The organism is Citrobacter sp. Res13-Sevr-PEB04-36, from assembly GCF_015672735.1.
Taxonomy (GTDB): domain Bacteria; phylum Pseudomonadota; class Gammaproteobacteria; order Enterobacterales; family Enterobacteriaceae; genus Citrobacter.
The window spans coordinates 1-15649 of the sequence record NZ_JADABY010000040.1 but is presented as its reverse complement, the minus strand read 5'-3'; the positions used below and the strand labels follow the sequence as shown (position 1 = coordinate 15649).

The window sequence follows — 15649 nt, the reverse complement described above, 5'->3', positions numbered from 1 at the left end:
TTATTTTTCCTTTCAGGCTGCGGTAATCAGCCAGCAGTTGTGAATCTGACGGTTACGGGCAAAGTCCTGGGAAAGCGTTTTTTGGGTAATTTCTTGTGCTTGCAATCCCAGTTCAGCCAAACCCTCGAGATCCATACGGAATCCACGTTTGTTGTTAGAGAACATGATCGTGCCGTCTTTACGCAGCAGACGCTTCAGATCTTTCATCAGCGCCAGATGATCGCGCTGCACGTCAAACGAGTCTTCCATACGTTTAGAGTTAGAGAAGGTCGGTGGGTCGATGAAGATCAGATCAAATTGTTCATTGGCTTCTCGCAGCCAGCCCAGGCAGTCAGCCTGAATTAAACGGTGCGCACGACCGCTCAGCCCGTTGAGTCGCAGGTTACGTTCCGCCCACTCGAGATAAGTGCGAGACATGTCGACCGTAGTGGTACTGCGTGCACCGCCGAGTCCGGCATGTACGCTGGCGCTACCGGTATAAGAGAACAGATTGAGGAAATCTTTACCCTTGCTCATCTGGCCCAGCATGCGGCGAGCAATACGGTGATCCAGGAACAGACCGGTATCAAGATAGTCGGTCAGGTTAACCCACAGGCGCGCGTTGTACTCGCTCACCTCAATGAATTCGCCCTTCTCATTCATCTTCTGATACTGATTTTTCCCTTTCTGCCGTTCACGGGTTTTCAGCACCAGTTTATTCGGCGCAATATCCAGCACCGACAGCGTGGCGGCAATGATGTCGAAAAGACGCTGACGAGCCTTTTGAGCATCAACAGTCTTCGGCGGTGCATACTCCTGAACCACGACCCAGTCGCCGTAGCGATCAACCGCGACGTTGTATTCCGGCAAATCAGCATCGTACAAGCGATAGCATTCAATGCCTTCCTGACGCGCCCATTTTTCCAGCTTCTTAATATTTTTACGCAGGCGGTTAGCATAGTCTTCTGCCACCGTTGCAGGTTTGCTGTCTGCGGTGGTTTCTGCGACGTGATAGTTTTTCTGTACGCAGTCCAGCGGGCCATTTTTAGCTTTAAACTGCTTATCAGCGCGCAATTGCAGGCTGCTGAGCAAATCAGGAGAGGCGCTGAACAGAGACAAGTTCCAGCCGCCAAACTGGTTTTTCATCGTGCGGCCCAGCAGGCTGTGCAATGCGATCAGCGCCGGTTCGCTATCCAGACGTTCACCGTACGGCGGGTTGCTGATAACCGTGCCATACGGACCTTTCGGTAACGGATTGCTCAGTTTCGCCACATCTTTGACGTCAAACGTCACCAGATCGGCAATCCCTGCGCGGCGGGCGTTGCTGCGCGCTTTTTCAATTACTCGCGCATCGCTATCAGAGCCATAGAAGTGCGATGTATAGTCCGCCAGCCCTTTACGCGCGCGAACCTGTGCCTCCGCTTTCACCTCTTGCCAGACTGCTTCATCATGCTGCGCCCAACCGTTAAAGCCCCAGTAGCCACGATGCAGACCGGGTGCGCGATCGGTTGCCCACATCGCGGCTTCAATCAGCAGCGTACCGGAACCACACATTGGGTCGAGCAGCGGCGTACCCGGCTGCCAGCCAGAACGCATCACGATGGCCGCAGCCAATGTCTCTTTGATCGGCGCCTGACCGGCACGATCGCGATAGCCGCGCTGATGCAGACCATCACCGCTAAGATCGAGTGCAATGCTGGCGGTATCTTTGTTCAGCCAGACGTTAATACGCAGATCGGGAGATTCACGATCTACATTCGGACGCGCCAGATTTTTACGGGTAAAGGAATCGACAATCGCGTCCTTTACTTTTAATGCGCCGTACTGGCTGTTACGAATGGTGTCGTTCAAGCCGCTAAAATGCACGGCAAACGTCGCTCCAGGGTTAAATATCTCTGTCCAGTCGATTGCCTGAACACCGAGGTACAGATCAAGATCGCTGTAGACCTTGCACTCTCCCATTGGCAGGATAATGCGCGAGGCCAGGCGGCTCCACATCAGGCTCTGGTAAACAAGCCGCGTGTCGCCCTTAAAATGGACCCCACCCTGAACCACCTGGCACTCCGCGGCGCCGAGGTTTTCCAGTTCAGTTTTTAACAGCTCTTCCAGCCCACGGGCCGTACTGGCAAACAGAGAATTCATAATGTCACTTTTACTCCAATAAAATTGCTGCGCATTATAGCTAATCTCGCGCCCTTGTCATAAAGTTGAAGGCTTATTTTCGTTCGAGGGACTGTACAGTGGTAACGTTAACCCGACTTTTTGTTCATCCGGTTAAATCAATGCGCGGTATTGGGCTCACGCACGCCCTGGCAGACGTTAGCGGTCTGGCCTTTGACCGCATATTTATGGTTACCGAACCCGACGGAACGTTCATCACCGCCCGGCAGTTCCCCCAGATGGTCCGTTTTACCCCTTCCCCTTTGCACGATGGGTTGCACTTAACCGCACCCGACGGCAGCAGCGCGTTGGTCCGTTTTGCCGACTTCGCCACCCAGGATGCACCAACGGAAGTCTGGGGAAACCATTTTACTGCACGTATTGCACCAACGGCTATCAATCAGTGGCTCAGCGGTTTTTTCTCGCGCGATGTGCAGTTGCGCTGGGTTGGCTCGCAGTTAACGCGCCGGGTGAAGCGCCACGATGGCGTACCGCTCTCGTTCGCCGATGGTTTTCCTTACCTTCTGACTAATGAAGCATCACTGCGCGATGTGCAGCAACGCTGCCCGGCCAGTATCAGAATGGAGCAGTTTCGCCCCAATCTGGTGGTCTCAGGGGCTGGCGCCTGGGAAGAGGACACCTGGAAGGTAATTCGTATTGGTGACGTCATCTTTGATGTGGCAAAACCCTGTAGCCGCTGTATTTTCACCACCGTTAGCCCTGAAAAAGGTCAGAAGCATCCGTCCGGCGAGCCGCTGGCAACGCTGCAAACCTTCCGCAGCGCGGTGGACAACGGCGATGTCGATTTTGGTCAGAATCTGATTGCCCGCAACAGCGGCGTGATCCGCGTTGGTGATGAGGTTGAAATTCTGGCCACCGGGCCCGCCAGAGCGTACCGTGCTGCGGAATCCGATGATACCGTCACCGAGCAGCAGCCTGATGCCAGCGTGCTTATCGACTGGCAGGGGCACACCTTTCGCGGCAACAATCAGCAGGTGTTACTGGAACAACTGGAAAATCAGGGGATCCGGGTTCCCTATTCTTGCCGGGCGGGGATCTGTGGATGCTGCCGGGTTCGGCTGGTAGAAGGCGAAGTCAGCCCACTGAAAAAATCAGCGCTTGGCGATGACGGGACGATTCTTTGCTGCAGTTGTGTACCAAAAACGGCAGTCAAGCTGGAGAGTTAAACGGCTTGCTCAAGGCTGAAACTGTCGACAGGGAGTTGCGGTTTCAGTCTGTCATTCATGATTTTAATGGCGTCACCAAGCTGCATGGTACGCCCGGCAATAACCACACCCGGCTGTGCCAGCAGACACAGGGCCGCATTTTCCCCCGGCTCAACCACTAACAGATTGACCTGTTCCTCGGTATCGCTTAAATACACGCAGGCAGCGTCGCCGACGACAGGTGACCAGCTAACAGTGTGCGCCACGAAGTGCCAGCTTTTTGGCATTTGCGGTTTCAGATAACGAATAGCTACCAACGCATTGAGCACCAGCTCCGCTTTTTGTTCTTTGGCTAAATCCAGGTCACGGCACTTTTCTTCAAAAGAAAAATAAAGCGCGGCATCATCAACGCAAAAACCGGACGGAGAGAATGCATCGGGTGTGAGCATTTTGCGCGCAAAACGCGAACGAAATAACATGCCATTGGCTAAATCGAGCATCATACGATCGTGCTCTTCATCATAATACCAGCGCCAGTTATCGTCGGGTTTAATTCGCATCAGTGTCTCTCCATTCCTTAATCATCGTCGTTACGACAGTATCCTTTTGCCGCTTCGTTTATTGCCCTAATAATAAAAGCTCAGAATGTTTAAATAAGCAACAGTAAAGGAATATAAAACAACCAGGGCCAGAAATAAAGCCCTGGTTTGTGATTAAGGTAGTATTCAGATATTGGTGATGATTTCTTTAATCAACGGCGGACCTTTAAAAATAAAGCCGGAATAAATCTGAACCAGGGAAGCCCCTGCGGATATTTTCTCACGCGCAGCAATGACCGAGTCGATACCGCCAACCCCGATAATCGGTAGTTGTCCTTTTAATTCCCGGGACAACATGCGAATAATTTCGGTGCTTTTTAATTGTAACGGTCGACCACTCAGTCCCCCCATTTGATCGCAATTTTTCATTCCCTGTACGAGGGAGCGATCGAGTGTGGTGTTGGTGGCAATGACGCCATCAATATTATGGCGAACTAAACTGTCGGCAACCTGGATCAGTTCTTCTTCAGAAAGATCCGGTGCGATCTTTACCGCCACCGGAACATATTTATGGTGGATCGCCTGGAGATCGTTTTGCTTATTTTTAATTGCCGTCAGCAAATCATCCAGTGCTTCGCCGTATTGCAGCGTGCGTAACCCTGGGGTATTTGGTGAGGAAATATTAACCGCAATATAGCCAGCATAGGCATAGACTTTTTCCATACAAATCAGATAGTCATCTTTGCCGTTCTCTACCGGGGTATCTTTGTTCTTACCAATATTGATCCCGAGAATACCGTCAAAATGCGATTTCTTAACGTTCTCTACTAGGTTATCAACGCCCAGGTTATTGAAGCCCATGCGGTTGATCAAACCTTCTGCATCAACCAGACGGAAAAGACGCGGCTTATCGTTACCCGGTTGAGGACGTGGCGTCACGGTGCCAATCTCGATCGAGCCGAACCCCATTGCACCGAGTGCATCAATGCACTCCCCATCTTTATCCAGTCCGGCGGCAAGACCGAGCGGATTCTTAAACGTCAGCCCCATGCAGGTCACCGGTTTTGCCGGGACTTTCTGGCGGACAAGCGCTTCGAGCGGCGTGCCCGTAATGCGACGTAATTGCTGGAATGTCAATTCATGAGCGCGCTCTGGATCGAGCTGAAAAAGGGCTTTACGAACGAAGGGGTAGTACATGAACTCTCCTGGATTCCCGGTGTGCAAACCGGGTGCGTATTATGTGCGATCGTGAACAAAAAGGGAATTGACCTGCGGCAATAAAACGCAAACGTTTTCTTTCCAGCCCTTCTTTTATCCAATTTTCAGCTTTTCTATCCCGCATAAATCATTTCGATAAACAAAACCTCTCTGCCAGACTGCATGAATTGTTATCAATGTTAAATAAAAACGAACAATTGGTTATAAGGAGAGATCGTCAATATGCGTGTTATTACTCTGGCGGGCAGCCCACGCTTCCCCTCTCGCTCCAGCGCCTTACTGGAATATGCACGAGAAAAACTGAACGGACAGGATGTCGACGTCTTTCACTGGAATCTGCACAATTTTGAACCCGAGGATCTGATCTATGCGCGCTTCGATAGCCCGGCGCTGAAGACGTTTATTGAACAGTTACAAGATGCAGACGGACTGATTGTCGCCACCCCGGTCTACAAAGCCGCCTACTCCGGGGCATTGAAAACCTTGCTTGATCTGCTCCCTGAACGCGTACTGGAAGGTAAAGTAGTGCTGCCACTGGCGACCGGTGGCACCGTGGCGCATTTACTGGCCGTTGATTACGCCCTGAAACCGGTACTCAGCGCACTGAAGGCCCAGGAGATCCTACACGGCGTTTTCGCCGATGAGTCGCAGGTTGTTGATTATCAGCATAAGCCGCAGTTTACGCCGAACCTGCAATTGCGTCTGGACAGTGCACTCGATACCTTCTGGCAGGCGTTGCAGCGCCGTGATGCCCAGTTTTCGCACTTGAACGCTCTGCGGGGTGCGGCCCATGCTTAATTTACTCAAGCGTCATACACCGTGGCTGGCACTGACCGGACTGCTGTCTTTTACCACACTGGTTCACGCCGCAGAGACCACGCCAGACGCCCTGCGCATTGGCTATCAGAAAGGAAGCGTCAGCATGGTGCTGGCGAAAAGCCATCAGCTACTGGAGAAACGCTACCCGCAGACCAAAATCTCGTGGATTGAGTTCCCGGCAGGGCCGCAAATGCTGGAAGCACTCAATATTGGCAGTATCGATCTCGGCAGCACTGGTGATATCCCGCCGATTTTTGCCCAGGCCGCCGGGGCCGATCTCGTCTATGTGGGCGTCGAGCCGCCAAAACCGCAAGCGGAAGTGATCCTGGTGCCGAAAAACAGCCCAATCGACACTGTCGCAGAGCTTAAAGGACATAAGGTCGCTTTCCAGAAAGGCTCCAGTGCCCACAATCTGTTACTGCGTGCCCTGCAGCAGTCTGGGTTGAAATTTACCGATATCCAGGCCTCCTATCTGACGCCCGCCGATGCGCGTGCCGCTTTCCAACAGGGGAATGTGGATGCGTGGGCAATTTGGGACCCGTATTACTCCGCTGCCTTACTACAAGGTGACGTACGCGTGTTAAAAGACGGCACCGACCTCAAACAGACCGGATCGTTTTATCTCGCCGCACGCCCCTATGCCGAGAAAAACGGGACATTTGTTCTTGGTGTGCTGGACACTTTCAGCCAGGCCGATGCCTTAACGCTCAGTCAACGTCAGCAGAGCATCACCCTGCTGGCTAAAACCATGGGGCTGCCTGAGCCAGTCATCGCGTCCTATCTGGATCACCGCCCGCCAACCACCATTACCCCCGTCAGCGCCTCTGTTGCCGCCCTGCAACAACAAACCGCCGATCTGTTTTATGACAACCGGTTGCTGCCAAAGAAAATCGATATTCACCAGCGTATCTGGCAGCCCACTCAGCAAGCAGGAGCAACATTATGAGTCTGAACATGTTCTGGTTTTTACCCACACACGGTGATGGCCATTATCTGGGTACAGAAGAAGGTTCACGCCCGGTCGATCACGGTTATCTGCAACAAATCGCGCAAACGACCGATCGTCTGGGGTTTACCGGGGTGCTGATCCCAACCGGTCGATCCTGTGAAGATGCCTGGCTGGTAGCTGCCTCTATGATCCCGGTCACTCAGCGGTTAAAATTTTTGGTCGCTCTGCGCCCCAGCGTTACCTCACCAACGGTTGCTGCACGCCAGGCGGCGACGCTCGACAGGCTGTCTAACGGTCGGGCGTTATTTAACCTGGTGACCGGTAGCGATCCACAAGAGCTGGCTGGTGATGGTGTTTTTCTCGATCACACTGAGCGTTATGAAGCCTCCGCCGAATTTACCCAGGTATGGCGGCGCTTGCTGCAGGGCGAAACCGTGGATTTTAACGGTAAACACGTTCACGTCCGTGGGGCAAAACTCTTTTTCCCACCCGTGCAACAACCCCATCCTCCGCTGTACTTCGGTGGTTCTTCCGACGTGGCACAGGATCTTGCCGCCGAACAGGTTGATCTCTACCTGACCTGGGGTGAGCCACCCGAATTGGTGAAAGAGAAGATTGAGCAGGTACGGGCAAAAGCGGCAGCTCTGGGGCGAAAGATCCGCTTTGGTATTCGCTTGCACGTCATTGTACGCGAGACCACCGCAGAGGCGTGGCAGGCAGCAGATCGCCTGATCGCCCATCTGGATGATGACACGATTGCTAAAGCCCAGGCCGCCTTCGCCAGAACCGACTCTGTGGGTCAGCAACGAATGGCGGCGCTGCACAACGGCAAGCGAGACCAGCTGGAAATTAGCCCGAATCTGTGGGCTGGCGTAGGACTGGTACGCGGCGGGGCCGGAACGGCACTGGTAGGGGATGGTCCAACGGTGGCGGCACGGATTAACGAGTATGCCGCACTGGGTATCGACAGCTTTGTGCTATCCGGATATCCACACCTTGAAGAAGCCTACCGGGTCGGCGAGCTGCTATTCCCACATCTGGATGTCTCGATCCCAGAAATACCGCAGCCGCAACGCCTGCATCAACAGGGTGAAGCGGTGGCAAACGAATTTATTCCGCGTAGGGTCGCGCAACGCTAAGGAGCCTAATGATGGCAACGCCGCAAAATAAGTGGTTACTACGCCTTGCGCCGTGGTTTTTACCGCTCGGCCTGGTCGTATTCTGGCAACTGGCATCGTCCATGGGCTGGCTGTCGACCCGCATTCTGCCCTCCCCGGAAGGTGTGGTAGAAGCCTTCTGGACGCTTTCTGTCAGCGGCGAGCTTTGGCAACATCTGGCGATTAGCTCCTGGCGGGCCGCGATCGGCTTTTCCATTGGCGGATCAATTGGTCTGACGCTGGGACTGATAAGCGGCCTGTCACACTGGGGCGAGCGCCTGCTGGACACCTCGGTGCAGATGCTGCGTAACGTACCGCATCTGGCGCTGATCCCGCTGGTCATTTTGTGGTTCGGTATTGATGAGTCCGCCAAGATCTTTCTTGTCGCGCTGGGCACCTTATTCCCGATTTATATCAACACATGGCATGGGATCCGCAATATTGATCGTGGATTAGTGGAAATGGCGCGCAGCTATGGGTTATCCGGTATTTCACTATTTATCCATGTGATACTGCCCGGCGCGCTCCCCTCGATCATGGTTGGCGTGCGTTTTGCCCTCGGGCTGATGTGGTTAACGCTTATCGTGGCAGAAACGATTTCGGCTAACGCGGGTATTGGCTATCTGGCAATGAATGCCCGCGAGTTTCTACAAACGGATGTGGTGGTGGTGGCCATCATTCTCTACGCCCTACTCGGCAAGCTGGCCGATGTCAGTGCGCAATTACTGGAACGTATCTGGCTACGCTGGAACCCGGCTTACCATACTAAGGAGGCCACCGTATGAATACCGCTCGTTTAAATCAGGGAACCCCGCTGCTGCTTAGCAGCGTAACAAAAAGCTACAGCACCAATACGGTGCTCAATCAGTTAGATTTGCATATTCCGGCGGGGCAATTTGTTGCCGTTGTCGGTCGCAGCGGCGGTGGAAAAAGCACATTGTTGCGTCTGCTGGCCGGTCTGGAAGCACCCACCGCGGGGGAATTGCTCGCGGGCACCACGCCGCTGGCGGATATTCAGCATGATACGCGAATGATGTTCCAGGATGCACGCCTGCTACCGTGGAAATCAGTCGTTGATAACGTTGGCCTGGGTCTGAAGGGCCACTGGCAAGATGCAGCCCGCGATGCACTGACGTCCGTTGGGCTTGAAAATCGCGCGCTGGAATGGCCTGCCGCCCTTTCCGGCGGGCAAAAACAGCGTGTGGCGCTGGCCCGTGCATTAATCCATCATCCAGGACTGCTGTTGCTGGATGAACCGCTCGGCGCACTGGATGCGCTAACTCGTCTGGAAATGCAGGATTTGATTGTCTCTCTGTGGCAAAAGCAGGGATTTACCGTACTGCTGGTTACACATGACGTCAGCGAAGCGGTGGCGATGGCCGATCGCGTGTTGCTGATTGAAGATGGAAAAATTGGTCTGGATTTGACGGTCGATATTCCACGGCCACGCCGACCAGGTTCAGTGCGCCTGGCGGAACTGGAAGCGAAAGTGTTGAATAGGGTGATGCAGCGTGGCGAGGCAGAACAGTCAATCCGACTGCATGGATAAACGTTCAGGACGTTGTAGGCCCGGTAAGCGTGAGCGCCACCGGGCATTTTGCCGGATGGCGGTGTTACCGCCTTTTCCGGCCTACAAAACGACAGGTCAACGTATCAAGCTAACGCTTTGGTTATCTTCTCGAACAGATCGCCGGACAGATTCTCCAGACCTTTCAGTTGCTCAAGCGCCGCACGCATCTTCGCCTGGCGTTTAGCATCATAACGTTTCAAGCGGATCAGCGGCTCAATCAGACGTGAGGCCACCTGCGGGTTACGGCTGTTCAGCTCGGTCAACATCTCGACCAGGAACTGATAGCCACTACCATCTTCCGCATGGAACGCCGCCGGGTTGCTGCCCGCAAAAGCGCCAATCAAAGAACGAATACGGTTCGGGTTGCTCATGCTAAAGGAGCGATGCTGCAACAGGCTGCGTACCGTTTCCAGCACGTTGTCCGCCGGGCTGGTGGATTGCAGGATAAACCATTTATCCATCACCAGGCCGTCATGATGCCACTTGTCATCGTACGCCTGCATCAGCGTATCGCGACACGGCAACTGTGCCGCGACCGCCGCAGACAGGGCCGCCAGCGCATCAGTCATGTTATTGGCTTCACGGTACTGCTTGCTCACCAGGGTATCTGCCAGATGCGTTTCGCCGAAAGCCAGGAAACGCAGACAAGCATTACGCAGCGTGCGTTTGCCAATATCGCCATGCTCAACGCGGTACTCTGCAAGATGGTTGGCGTTATACACGGCCAGGAACTCATCTGCCAGTTCGGCAGCCAGAGTACGGGTTAATGCCTCGCGCACTTCAGTAATCGCCAGCGGATCGATTATCTCAAACAGCTCGGCAATTTCATTCGCTGAAGGCAGCGTCAGGATCTCTGCGGCCAGCGCCGGATCAATATTCTCATCCAACAAAATGGCACGGAACGCATCAGCCACGTGTACCGGCAGCGACAGCGGTTGCCCTTGCTGATGGCGAGCAACGTTCAGCTTAATATAAGTGGCCAACAGGCTTTGCGCCGCATCCCAACGGGAGAAATCGTTACGCGCGTGACGCATCAGGAACGTTAACTGCTGATCGCTCCATTTATATTCCAGTTTTACCGGTGCAGAGAATTCGCACAGCAGCGCCGGAACCGGCTGGAAGTAGACGTTATCAAAGATAAAGGTCTGTTCCGCCTGAGTGACGTTGAGCACGGAATTCACCGGATGCCCGCCTTTTTGCAACGGGATCACTTTGCCTTCGTTGTCATACAACTCGATGGCAAAAGGAATATGCAGCGGCAGTTTCTCCGCCTGCTCCGGTGTAGCCGGCGTGCGTTGACTTATCGTCAACGTGTACTGCTCGGTGGCCGGGTTATAGTCATCACGCACGGTCACAATCGGCGTACCGGACTGACTGTACCAGCGGCGGAAATGCGAGAGATCGACGTTAGACGCGTCTTCCATCGCCTGCACGAAATCATCACAGGTCGCTGCGCTGCCGTCATGACGTTCAAAATAGAGCTGCATCCCCTTCTGGAAATTCGCCTCTCCCAGCAGGGTGTGGATCATCCGAATCACTTCCGCACCCTTTTCATACACGGTCAGGGTATAGAAGTTGTTCATCTCGATGACGCTATCCGGGCGGATAGGATGCGCCATCGGGCTGGCGTCTTCGGCAAACTGCAGACCGCGCATGGTACGCACATTGCTGATCCGATTAACAGCGCGCGAGCCGAGGTCGGAGCTAAACTCCTGGTCGCGGAACACGGTTAGCCCTTCTTTCAGGCTCAACTGGAACCAGTCGCGGCAGGTCACGCGGTTGCCGGTCCAGTTGTGGAAGTATTCGTGGCCGATCACACGTTCAATATCGAGATAATCTTTATCGGTGGCGGTATCGGTACGCGCCAGCACGTATTTGGAGTTAAAGATATTCAGACCTTTATTCTCCATCGCCCCCATATTAAAGAAGTCCACCGCAACAATCATGTAGATGTCGAGGTCATACTCCAGGCCAAAACGCTCTTCATCCCACTTCATGGAATTTTTAAGCGAAGTCATCGCCCACGGCGCGCGATCCAGATTACCGCGATCGACGTACAGTTCCAGCGCCACTTCACGCCCGGAACGTGTGGTAAAAGTATCGCTCAGGACATCGAAATCACCGGCCACCAGCGCGAACAGATAGCACGGTTTTGGGAACGGGTCCTGCCACTGTACCCAGTGACGACCGTTATCCAGCTCGCCCTGAGCAATGCGGTTACCGTTAGACAGCAGGAACGGATAGCGGGCTTTATCGGCGATAATTTTAGTGGTAAACCGTGCCAGCACATCAGGACGGTCGAGATACCAGGTAATATGGCGGAAACCTTCTGCTTCGCACTGTGTGCACAGTGCTTCACCGGACTGATACAGACCTTCAAGTGCGGTATTCGCCGCCGGGCTGATTTCATTCACGATACGCAGCGTAAAACGTTCCGGCAGGTGGCTGATGACCAGCGCCCCCTCTTCTTCTTTATACTCTGTCCACGGTTCGTCGTTCACGTGGATTGACACCAGGGTCAGATCCTCGCCGTTCAGGCGCAGAGAAGCATCAGATGCACCCTGACGGACAGCCTGGCTCACGGCAGTGACCACGGTTTTTTCAGCATCCAGGTCAAAGGTCAAGTCAATATCAGTAATCTGGTAATCCGGCGCACGGTAGTCGTGGCGGTATTTGGCTTGTGGCTGTTGTGTCATAAAAAACCTTTAGCATCTATGGTAGAGTCTCGGGTTCAGTCTATTCCTGTTGTGTAAATCGCGCTACGCAGAATGTTCATCTTTTCAGGCACAAACACCCTTTTTGCTACATTTGTATAACACGAGGCACGAATTGCCCTCGACCAGAAAGTCAGCTTATGGTGTGATCGGGCTTCAATAAATCGCTAAACAGGGTATACTCCAGCGGTTTTCTTAGTTGTTTATTGTACTAAACGCTCCCGTGAGAGGATGCTACTGCGCACCTATGACACAATTCGCTTCTCCTGTTCTGCACTCGCTGCTGGATACAGACGCTTATAAGTTGCATATGCAGCAAGCCGTTTTTCACCACTACTATGATGTACAAGTAGCGGCTGAATTTCGTTGCCGTGGCGATGACCTGCTCGGTATTTATGCCGATTCTATTCGCGAGCAGGTGAATGCTATGCAGCACCTGCAACTGCAGGAGGACGAGTACCAGTGGCTCTCCGGCCTGCCTTTCTTTAAAGCTGATTACCTCAGTTGGCTTCGGGATTTCCGCTATAACCCGCAGCAGGTGTGCGTCACCAACGATAACGGTAAACTGAATATTCGTTTAACCGGTCCGTGGCGTGAAGTCATCATGTGGGAAGTTCCGCTGCTGGCAGTAATTAGCGAGCTGGTACATCGTTACCGTTCACCAGAAGCCGGTGTGCCACAGGCGTTGGATGAACTGGAAGGCAAACTAGTCGAATTCTCTGCTTTAACGAAAAATGTCGATATGTCCCGCTTCCATCTGATGGATTTTGGTACGCGTCGTCGTTTTTCGCGTGACGTGCAGCAGGCGATTGTTAAACGTCTTCAGCAAGAGCCGTGGTTTGTGGGCACCAGTAACTACGATCTCGCCCGTCGCCTGTCATTAACCCCAATGGGGACTCAAGCGCACGAATGGTTCCAGGCGCATCAGCAAATTAGCCCCAAGCTTGCCACCAGCCAGCGCGTCGCGCTTGCCGCCTGGTTGAACGAGTACCCTGATCAACTCGGCATTGCGCTAACCGACTGCATCACCATGGACGCCTTTTTACGCGATTTCGGCGTTGAGTTTGCGACGCGCTATCAGGGCCTGCGCCATGACTCAGGCGACCCGCTGGAATGGGGCGAAAAAGCCATCGCGCATTACGAGAAATTGGGTCTCGATCCACTGAGTAAAACGCTGGTGTTCTCGGATAACCTTGATTTGAAGAAAGCGATCGAACTGTATTGCCACTTCTCTTCTCGCGTGCAGCTGAGTTTTGGGATTGGCACACGCTTGACTTGCAATATTCCTCAGGTCAAGCCGCTGAATATCGTTATCAAGTTGGTTGAATGCAACGGCAAACCGGTGGCGAAGTTATCCGACAGCCCGGGTAAAACCATTTGTCATGATAAAGCGTTTGTCCGCGCGCTGCGTAAAGCCTTCGATCTTCCGCATATCAAAAAAGCCAGTTAATCTCTCCCGGGAGTCGTTTCGACTCCCTTTTCGCGTTTATTTCCGAAATCTTTCACTCCAGCTACGAATTCTGCTTGTCTGATTGCAGATGCCAGGTAACATAGGTATCCCCCCCATTTACGGGTGGACATGTGTTTATATATCCGACTATTAACAGAGAGACTATTATGAGCGTAGTGCCTGTAGCCGACGTACTCCAGGGCCGCGTAGCCGTTGACAGCGAAGTCACCGTGCGCGGATGGGTGCGTACCCGCCGAGATTCAAAAGCTGGCATCTCCTTCCTCGCCGTTTATGACGGTTCCTGCTTTGATCCTGTACAGGCCGTCATTAATAATTCTCTGCCCAATTATAATCAAGACGTATTACGTCTGACGACGGGCTGCTCGGTTATCGTAACGGGTAAAGTCGTTGCATCTCCTGGACAGGGACAGAGCTTTGAAATTCAGGCCACCGAAGTTGAAGTGACCGGCTGGGTTGACGATCCTGATACCTATCCAATGGCTGCAAAACGTCACAGTATTGAGTACCTGCGAGAAGTGGCGCATATGCGTCCACGTACCAACATGATTGGTGCGGTCGCGCGCGTACGTCATACACTGGCGCAAGCGCTGCATCGCTTCTTCCATGAGCAGGGGTTCTTCTGGGTATCAACTCCGCTGATCACCGCTTCCGATACCGAAGGCGCCGGTGAAATGTTCCGCGTTTCAACGCTGGATCTGGAAAACCTGCCGCGTAACGATCAGGGTAAAGTCGATTTCGATAAAGACTTCTTTGGTAAAGAAGCGTTCCTGACCGTTTCAGGTCAGCTGAACGGCGAAACCTACGCCTGTGCCCTGTCCAAAATCTATACCTTTGGACCGACCTTCCGTGCAGAAAATTCCAACACCAGCCGCCATCTGGCTGAGTTCTGGATGCTGGAGCCAGAAGTTGCATTTGCCGATCTGAACGATGTTGCGGGTCTGGCTGAAGCCATGCTGAAGTACGCGTTCAAAGCCGTACTGGAAGAACGTGCAGACGATATGAAGTTCTTCGCTGAACGTGTCGACAAAGACGCGGTTTCACGCCTGGAACGTTTCATTGAGGCTGACTTCGCGCAGGTGGATTACACCGACGCAGTAAGCATTCTGGAAAAATGCGGTAAAAAATTCGAGAACCCGGTTTACTGGGGCGTGGATCTGTCTTCCGAGCATGAGCGTTATCTCGCCGAAGAGCACTTTAAAGCACCGGTAGTGGTTAAAAATTACCCGAAAGATATTAAAGCGTTCTATATGCGCCTTAACGAAGATGGTAAAACCGTCGCGGCTATGGACGTACTGGCGCCGGGGATCGGTGAAATCATCGGCGGTTCCCAGCGTGAAGAACGTCTGGACGTGCTTGATGCCCGTATGCTGGAAATGGGTCTGAACAAAGAAGACTACTGGTGGTATCGCGATCTGCGTCGCTACGGCACCGTTCCGCATTCCGGTTTCGGTCTGGGCTTTGAACGTCTGATTGCCTACGTCACCGGCGTGCAAAACGTGCGTGACGTTATTCCGTTCCCGCGTACGCCGCGTAACGCCAGCTTCTGATCCTGAATGATTCTGCCAAAGGCCAGCATTGCTGGCCTTTTTTATATCCGTCGTCCATCCAACGATTTTTCACCTACGACAGACTCACTACCCTTCCTGAGTACAACCCCTCACCCCATTCATCCTGTTACGCAATATTTCTTTGTAATATCCATGCACAAAAAATAATCAGTATTTTTATTGTGGATTAGCATTTTCTGATTAACTAGACCACTTTTTAACCATTTGCACGGCATTCTGGATGGCTAAAAATTGTTAACTGTAAAAATCGGACTTTTCATTTTTCGTACAGAAAAACGTCATTATGATAATTAAATATAAGAAAATCATATAAATAGAAATGCAGTTGATGTTTTTTAG

12 protein-coding genes are annotated in these 15649 nt (G+C 53.0%); 8 read left to right on the top strand and 4 right to left on the bottom strand.

Translation table 11 applies throughout. The annotated features are described in order from the left end of the window. Positions 1-12: 12 nt before the first annotated feature. Positions 13-2121, bottom strand: a complete 2109-nt coding sequence (rlmKL, locus tag IMQ48_RS11820) for a bifunctional 23S rRNA (guanine(2069)-N(7))-methyltransferase RlmK/23S rRNA (guanine(2445)-N(2))-methyltransferase RlmL (RefSeq protein WP_196209197.1) — start codon at positions 2119-2121, stop codon at positions 13-15. Between the two features lie 98 nt (positions 2122-2219). On the opposite strand from rlmKL, the gene IMQ48_RS11815 reads away from it, so the two are divergent. After that, positions 2220-3326, top strand: a complete 1107-nt coding sequence (locus IMQ48_RS11815) for a YcbX family protein (protein ID WP_196209196.1) — start codon at positions 2220-2222, stop codon at positions 3324-3326. Here IMQ48_RS11815 and zapC read toward each other — a convergent pair. Continuing rightward, complete coding sequence (gene zapC / locus IMQ48_RS11810) at positions 3323-3865, bottom strand: cell division protein ZapC (RefSeq protein ID WP_196209195.1); 543 nt, start codon at positions 3863-3865, stop codon at positions 3323-3325. The genes IMQ48_RS11815 and zapC overlap by 4 nt on opposite strands. A gap of 165 nt (positions 3866-4030) precedes the next feature. After that, positions 4031-5041, bottom strand: a complete 1011-nt coding sequence (pyrD, locus tag IMQ48_RS11805; protein ID WP_196209194.1) for a quinone-dependent dihydroorotate dehydrogenase — start codon at positions 5039-5041, stop codon at positions 4031-4033. 243 nt (positions 5042-5284) lie between these two features. Between pyrD and ssuE the strand changes: the two genes are divergently transcribed. The 5 genes from ssuE to ssuB are packed head-to-tail and all read left to right on the top strand — an operon-like array spanning position 5285 to position 9536. Beyond that, positions 5285-5860: an NADPH-dependent FMN reductase gene (ssuE, locus tag IMQ48_RS11800; protein WP_196209193.1), complete on the top strand. Its 576-nt coding sequence runs from the start codon at positions 5285-5287 to the stop codon at positions 5858-5860. Continuing rightward, positions 5853-6827 carry a sulfonate ABC transporter substrate-binding protein gene (locus tag IMQ48_RS11795; protein WP_196209192.1) on the top strand — a complete coding sequence of 325 codons (975 nt, stop codon included), beginning with the start codon at positions 5853-5855 and terminating at the stop codon, positions 6825-6827. The genes ssuE and IMQ48_RS11795 overlap by 8 nt, the downstream gene beginning before the upstream one ends. Continuing rightward, on the top strand, positions 6824-7969 hold the full coding sequence (ssuD, locus tag IMQ48_RS11790; protein ID WP_196209191.1) for an FMNH2-dependent alkanesulfonate monooxygenase: 1146 nt from the start codon (positions 6824-6826) through the stop codon (positions 7967-7969). The genes IMQ48_RS11795 and ssuD overlap by 4 nt, the downstream gene beginning before the upstream one ends. An 11-nt stretch (positions 7970-7980) precedes the next feature. Beyond that, positions 7981-8772, top strand: coding sequence for an aliphatic sulfonate ABC transporter permease SsuC (ssuC, locus tag IMQ48_RS11785; protein ID WP_196209190.1), 792 nt, complete (start codon positions 7981-7983; stop codon positions 8770-8772). After that, positions 8769-9536 (top strand): aliphatic sulfonates ABC transporter ATP-binding protein, encoded by a 768-nt coding sequence (ssuB, locus tag IMQ48_RS11780; protein ID WP_196209189.1) that lies wholly within the window; start codon positions 8769-8771, stop codon positions 9534-9536. The genes ssuC and ssuB overlap by 4 nt, the downstream gene beginning before the upstream one ends. Positions 9537-9640: 104 nt before the next feature. Here the strand turns inward: ssuB and pepN are convergent, their stop codons facing one another. Next, positions 9641-12253 (bottom strand): aminopeptidase N, encoded by a 2613-nt coding sequence (pepN, locus tag IMQ48_RS11775; RefSeq protein ID WP_196209188.1) that lies wholly within the window; start codon positions 12251-12253, stop codon positions 9641-9643. A gap of 265 nt (positions 12254-12518) precedes the next feature. Here pepN and pncB point away from each other — a divergent pair, with 265 nt between their 5' ends. Both pncB and asnS read left to right on the top strand, forming a co-directional pair. After that, on the top strand, positions 12519-13721 hold the full coding sequence (gene pncB / locus IMQ48_RS11770; protein ID WP_196209187.1) for a nicotinate phosphoribosyltransferase: 1203 nt from the start codon (positions 12519-12521) through the stop codon (positions 13719-13721). A gap of 167 nt (positions 13722-13888) precedes the next feature. Next, positions 13889-15289 carry an asparagine--tRNA ligase gene (asnS, locus tag IMQ48_RS11765; protein ID WP_135322491.1) on the top strand — a complete coding sequence of 467 codons (1401 nt, stop codon included), beginning with the start codon at positions 13889-13891 and terminating at the stop codon, positions 15287-15289. Positions 15290-15649 lie beyond the last annotated feature (360 nt).

Excerpts from the sequence above, each read along its gene's own strand:
- rlmKL (WP_196209197.1), bottom strand. The coding sequence starts at position 2,121 with ATGAATTCTCTGTTTGCCAGTACGGCCCGTGGGCTGGAAGAGCTGTTA.
- zapC (WP_196209195.1), bottom strand. The coding sequence starts at position 3,865 with ATGCGAATTAAACCCGACGATAACTGGCGCTGGTATTATGATGAAGAG.
- pyrD (WP_196209194.1), bottom strand. The coding sequence starts at position 5,041 with ATGTACTACCCCTTCGTTCGTAAAGCCCTTTTTCAGCTCGATCCAGAG.
- ssuE (WP_196209193.1), top strand. The coding sequence starts at position 5,285 with ATGCGTGTTATTACTCTGGCGGGCAGCCCACGCTTCCCCTCTCGCTCC.
- IMQ48_RS11795 (WP_196209192.1), top strand. The coding sequence starts at position 5,853 with ATGCTTAATTTACTCAAGCGTCATACACCGTGGCTGGCACTGACCGGA.
- ssuD (WP_196209191.1), top strand. The coding sequence starts at position 6,824 with ATGAGTCTGAACATGTTCTGGTTTTTACCCACACACGGTGATGGCCAT.
- ssuC (WP_196209190.1), top strand. The coding sequence starts at position 7,981 with ATGGCAACGCCGCAAAATAAGTGGTTACTACGCCTTGCGCCGTGGTTT.
- ssuB (WP_196209189.1), top strand. The coding sequence starts at position 8,769 with ATGAATACCGCTCGTTTAAATCAGGGAACCCCGCTGCTGCTTAGCAGC.
- pepN (WP_196209188.1), bottom strand. The coding sequence starts at position 12,253 with ATGACACAACAGCCACAAGCCAAATACCGCCACGACTACCGTGCGCCG.
- pncB (WP_196209187.1), top strand. The coding sequence starts at position 12,519 with ATGACACAATTCGCTTCTCCTGTTCTGCACTCGCTGCTGGATACAGAC.
- asnS (WP_135322491.1), top strand. The coding sequence starts at position 13,889 with ATGAGCGTAGTGCCTGTAGCCGACGTACTCCAGGGCCGCGTAGCCGTT.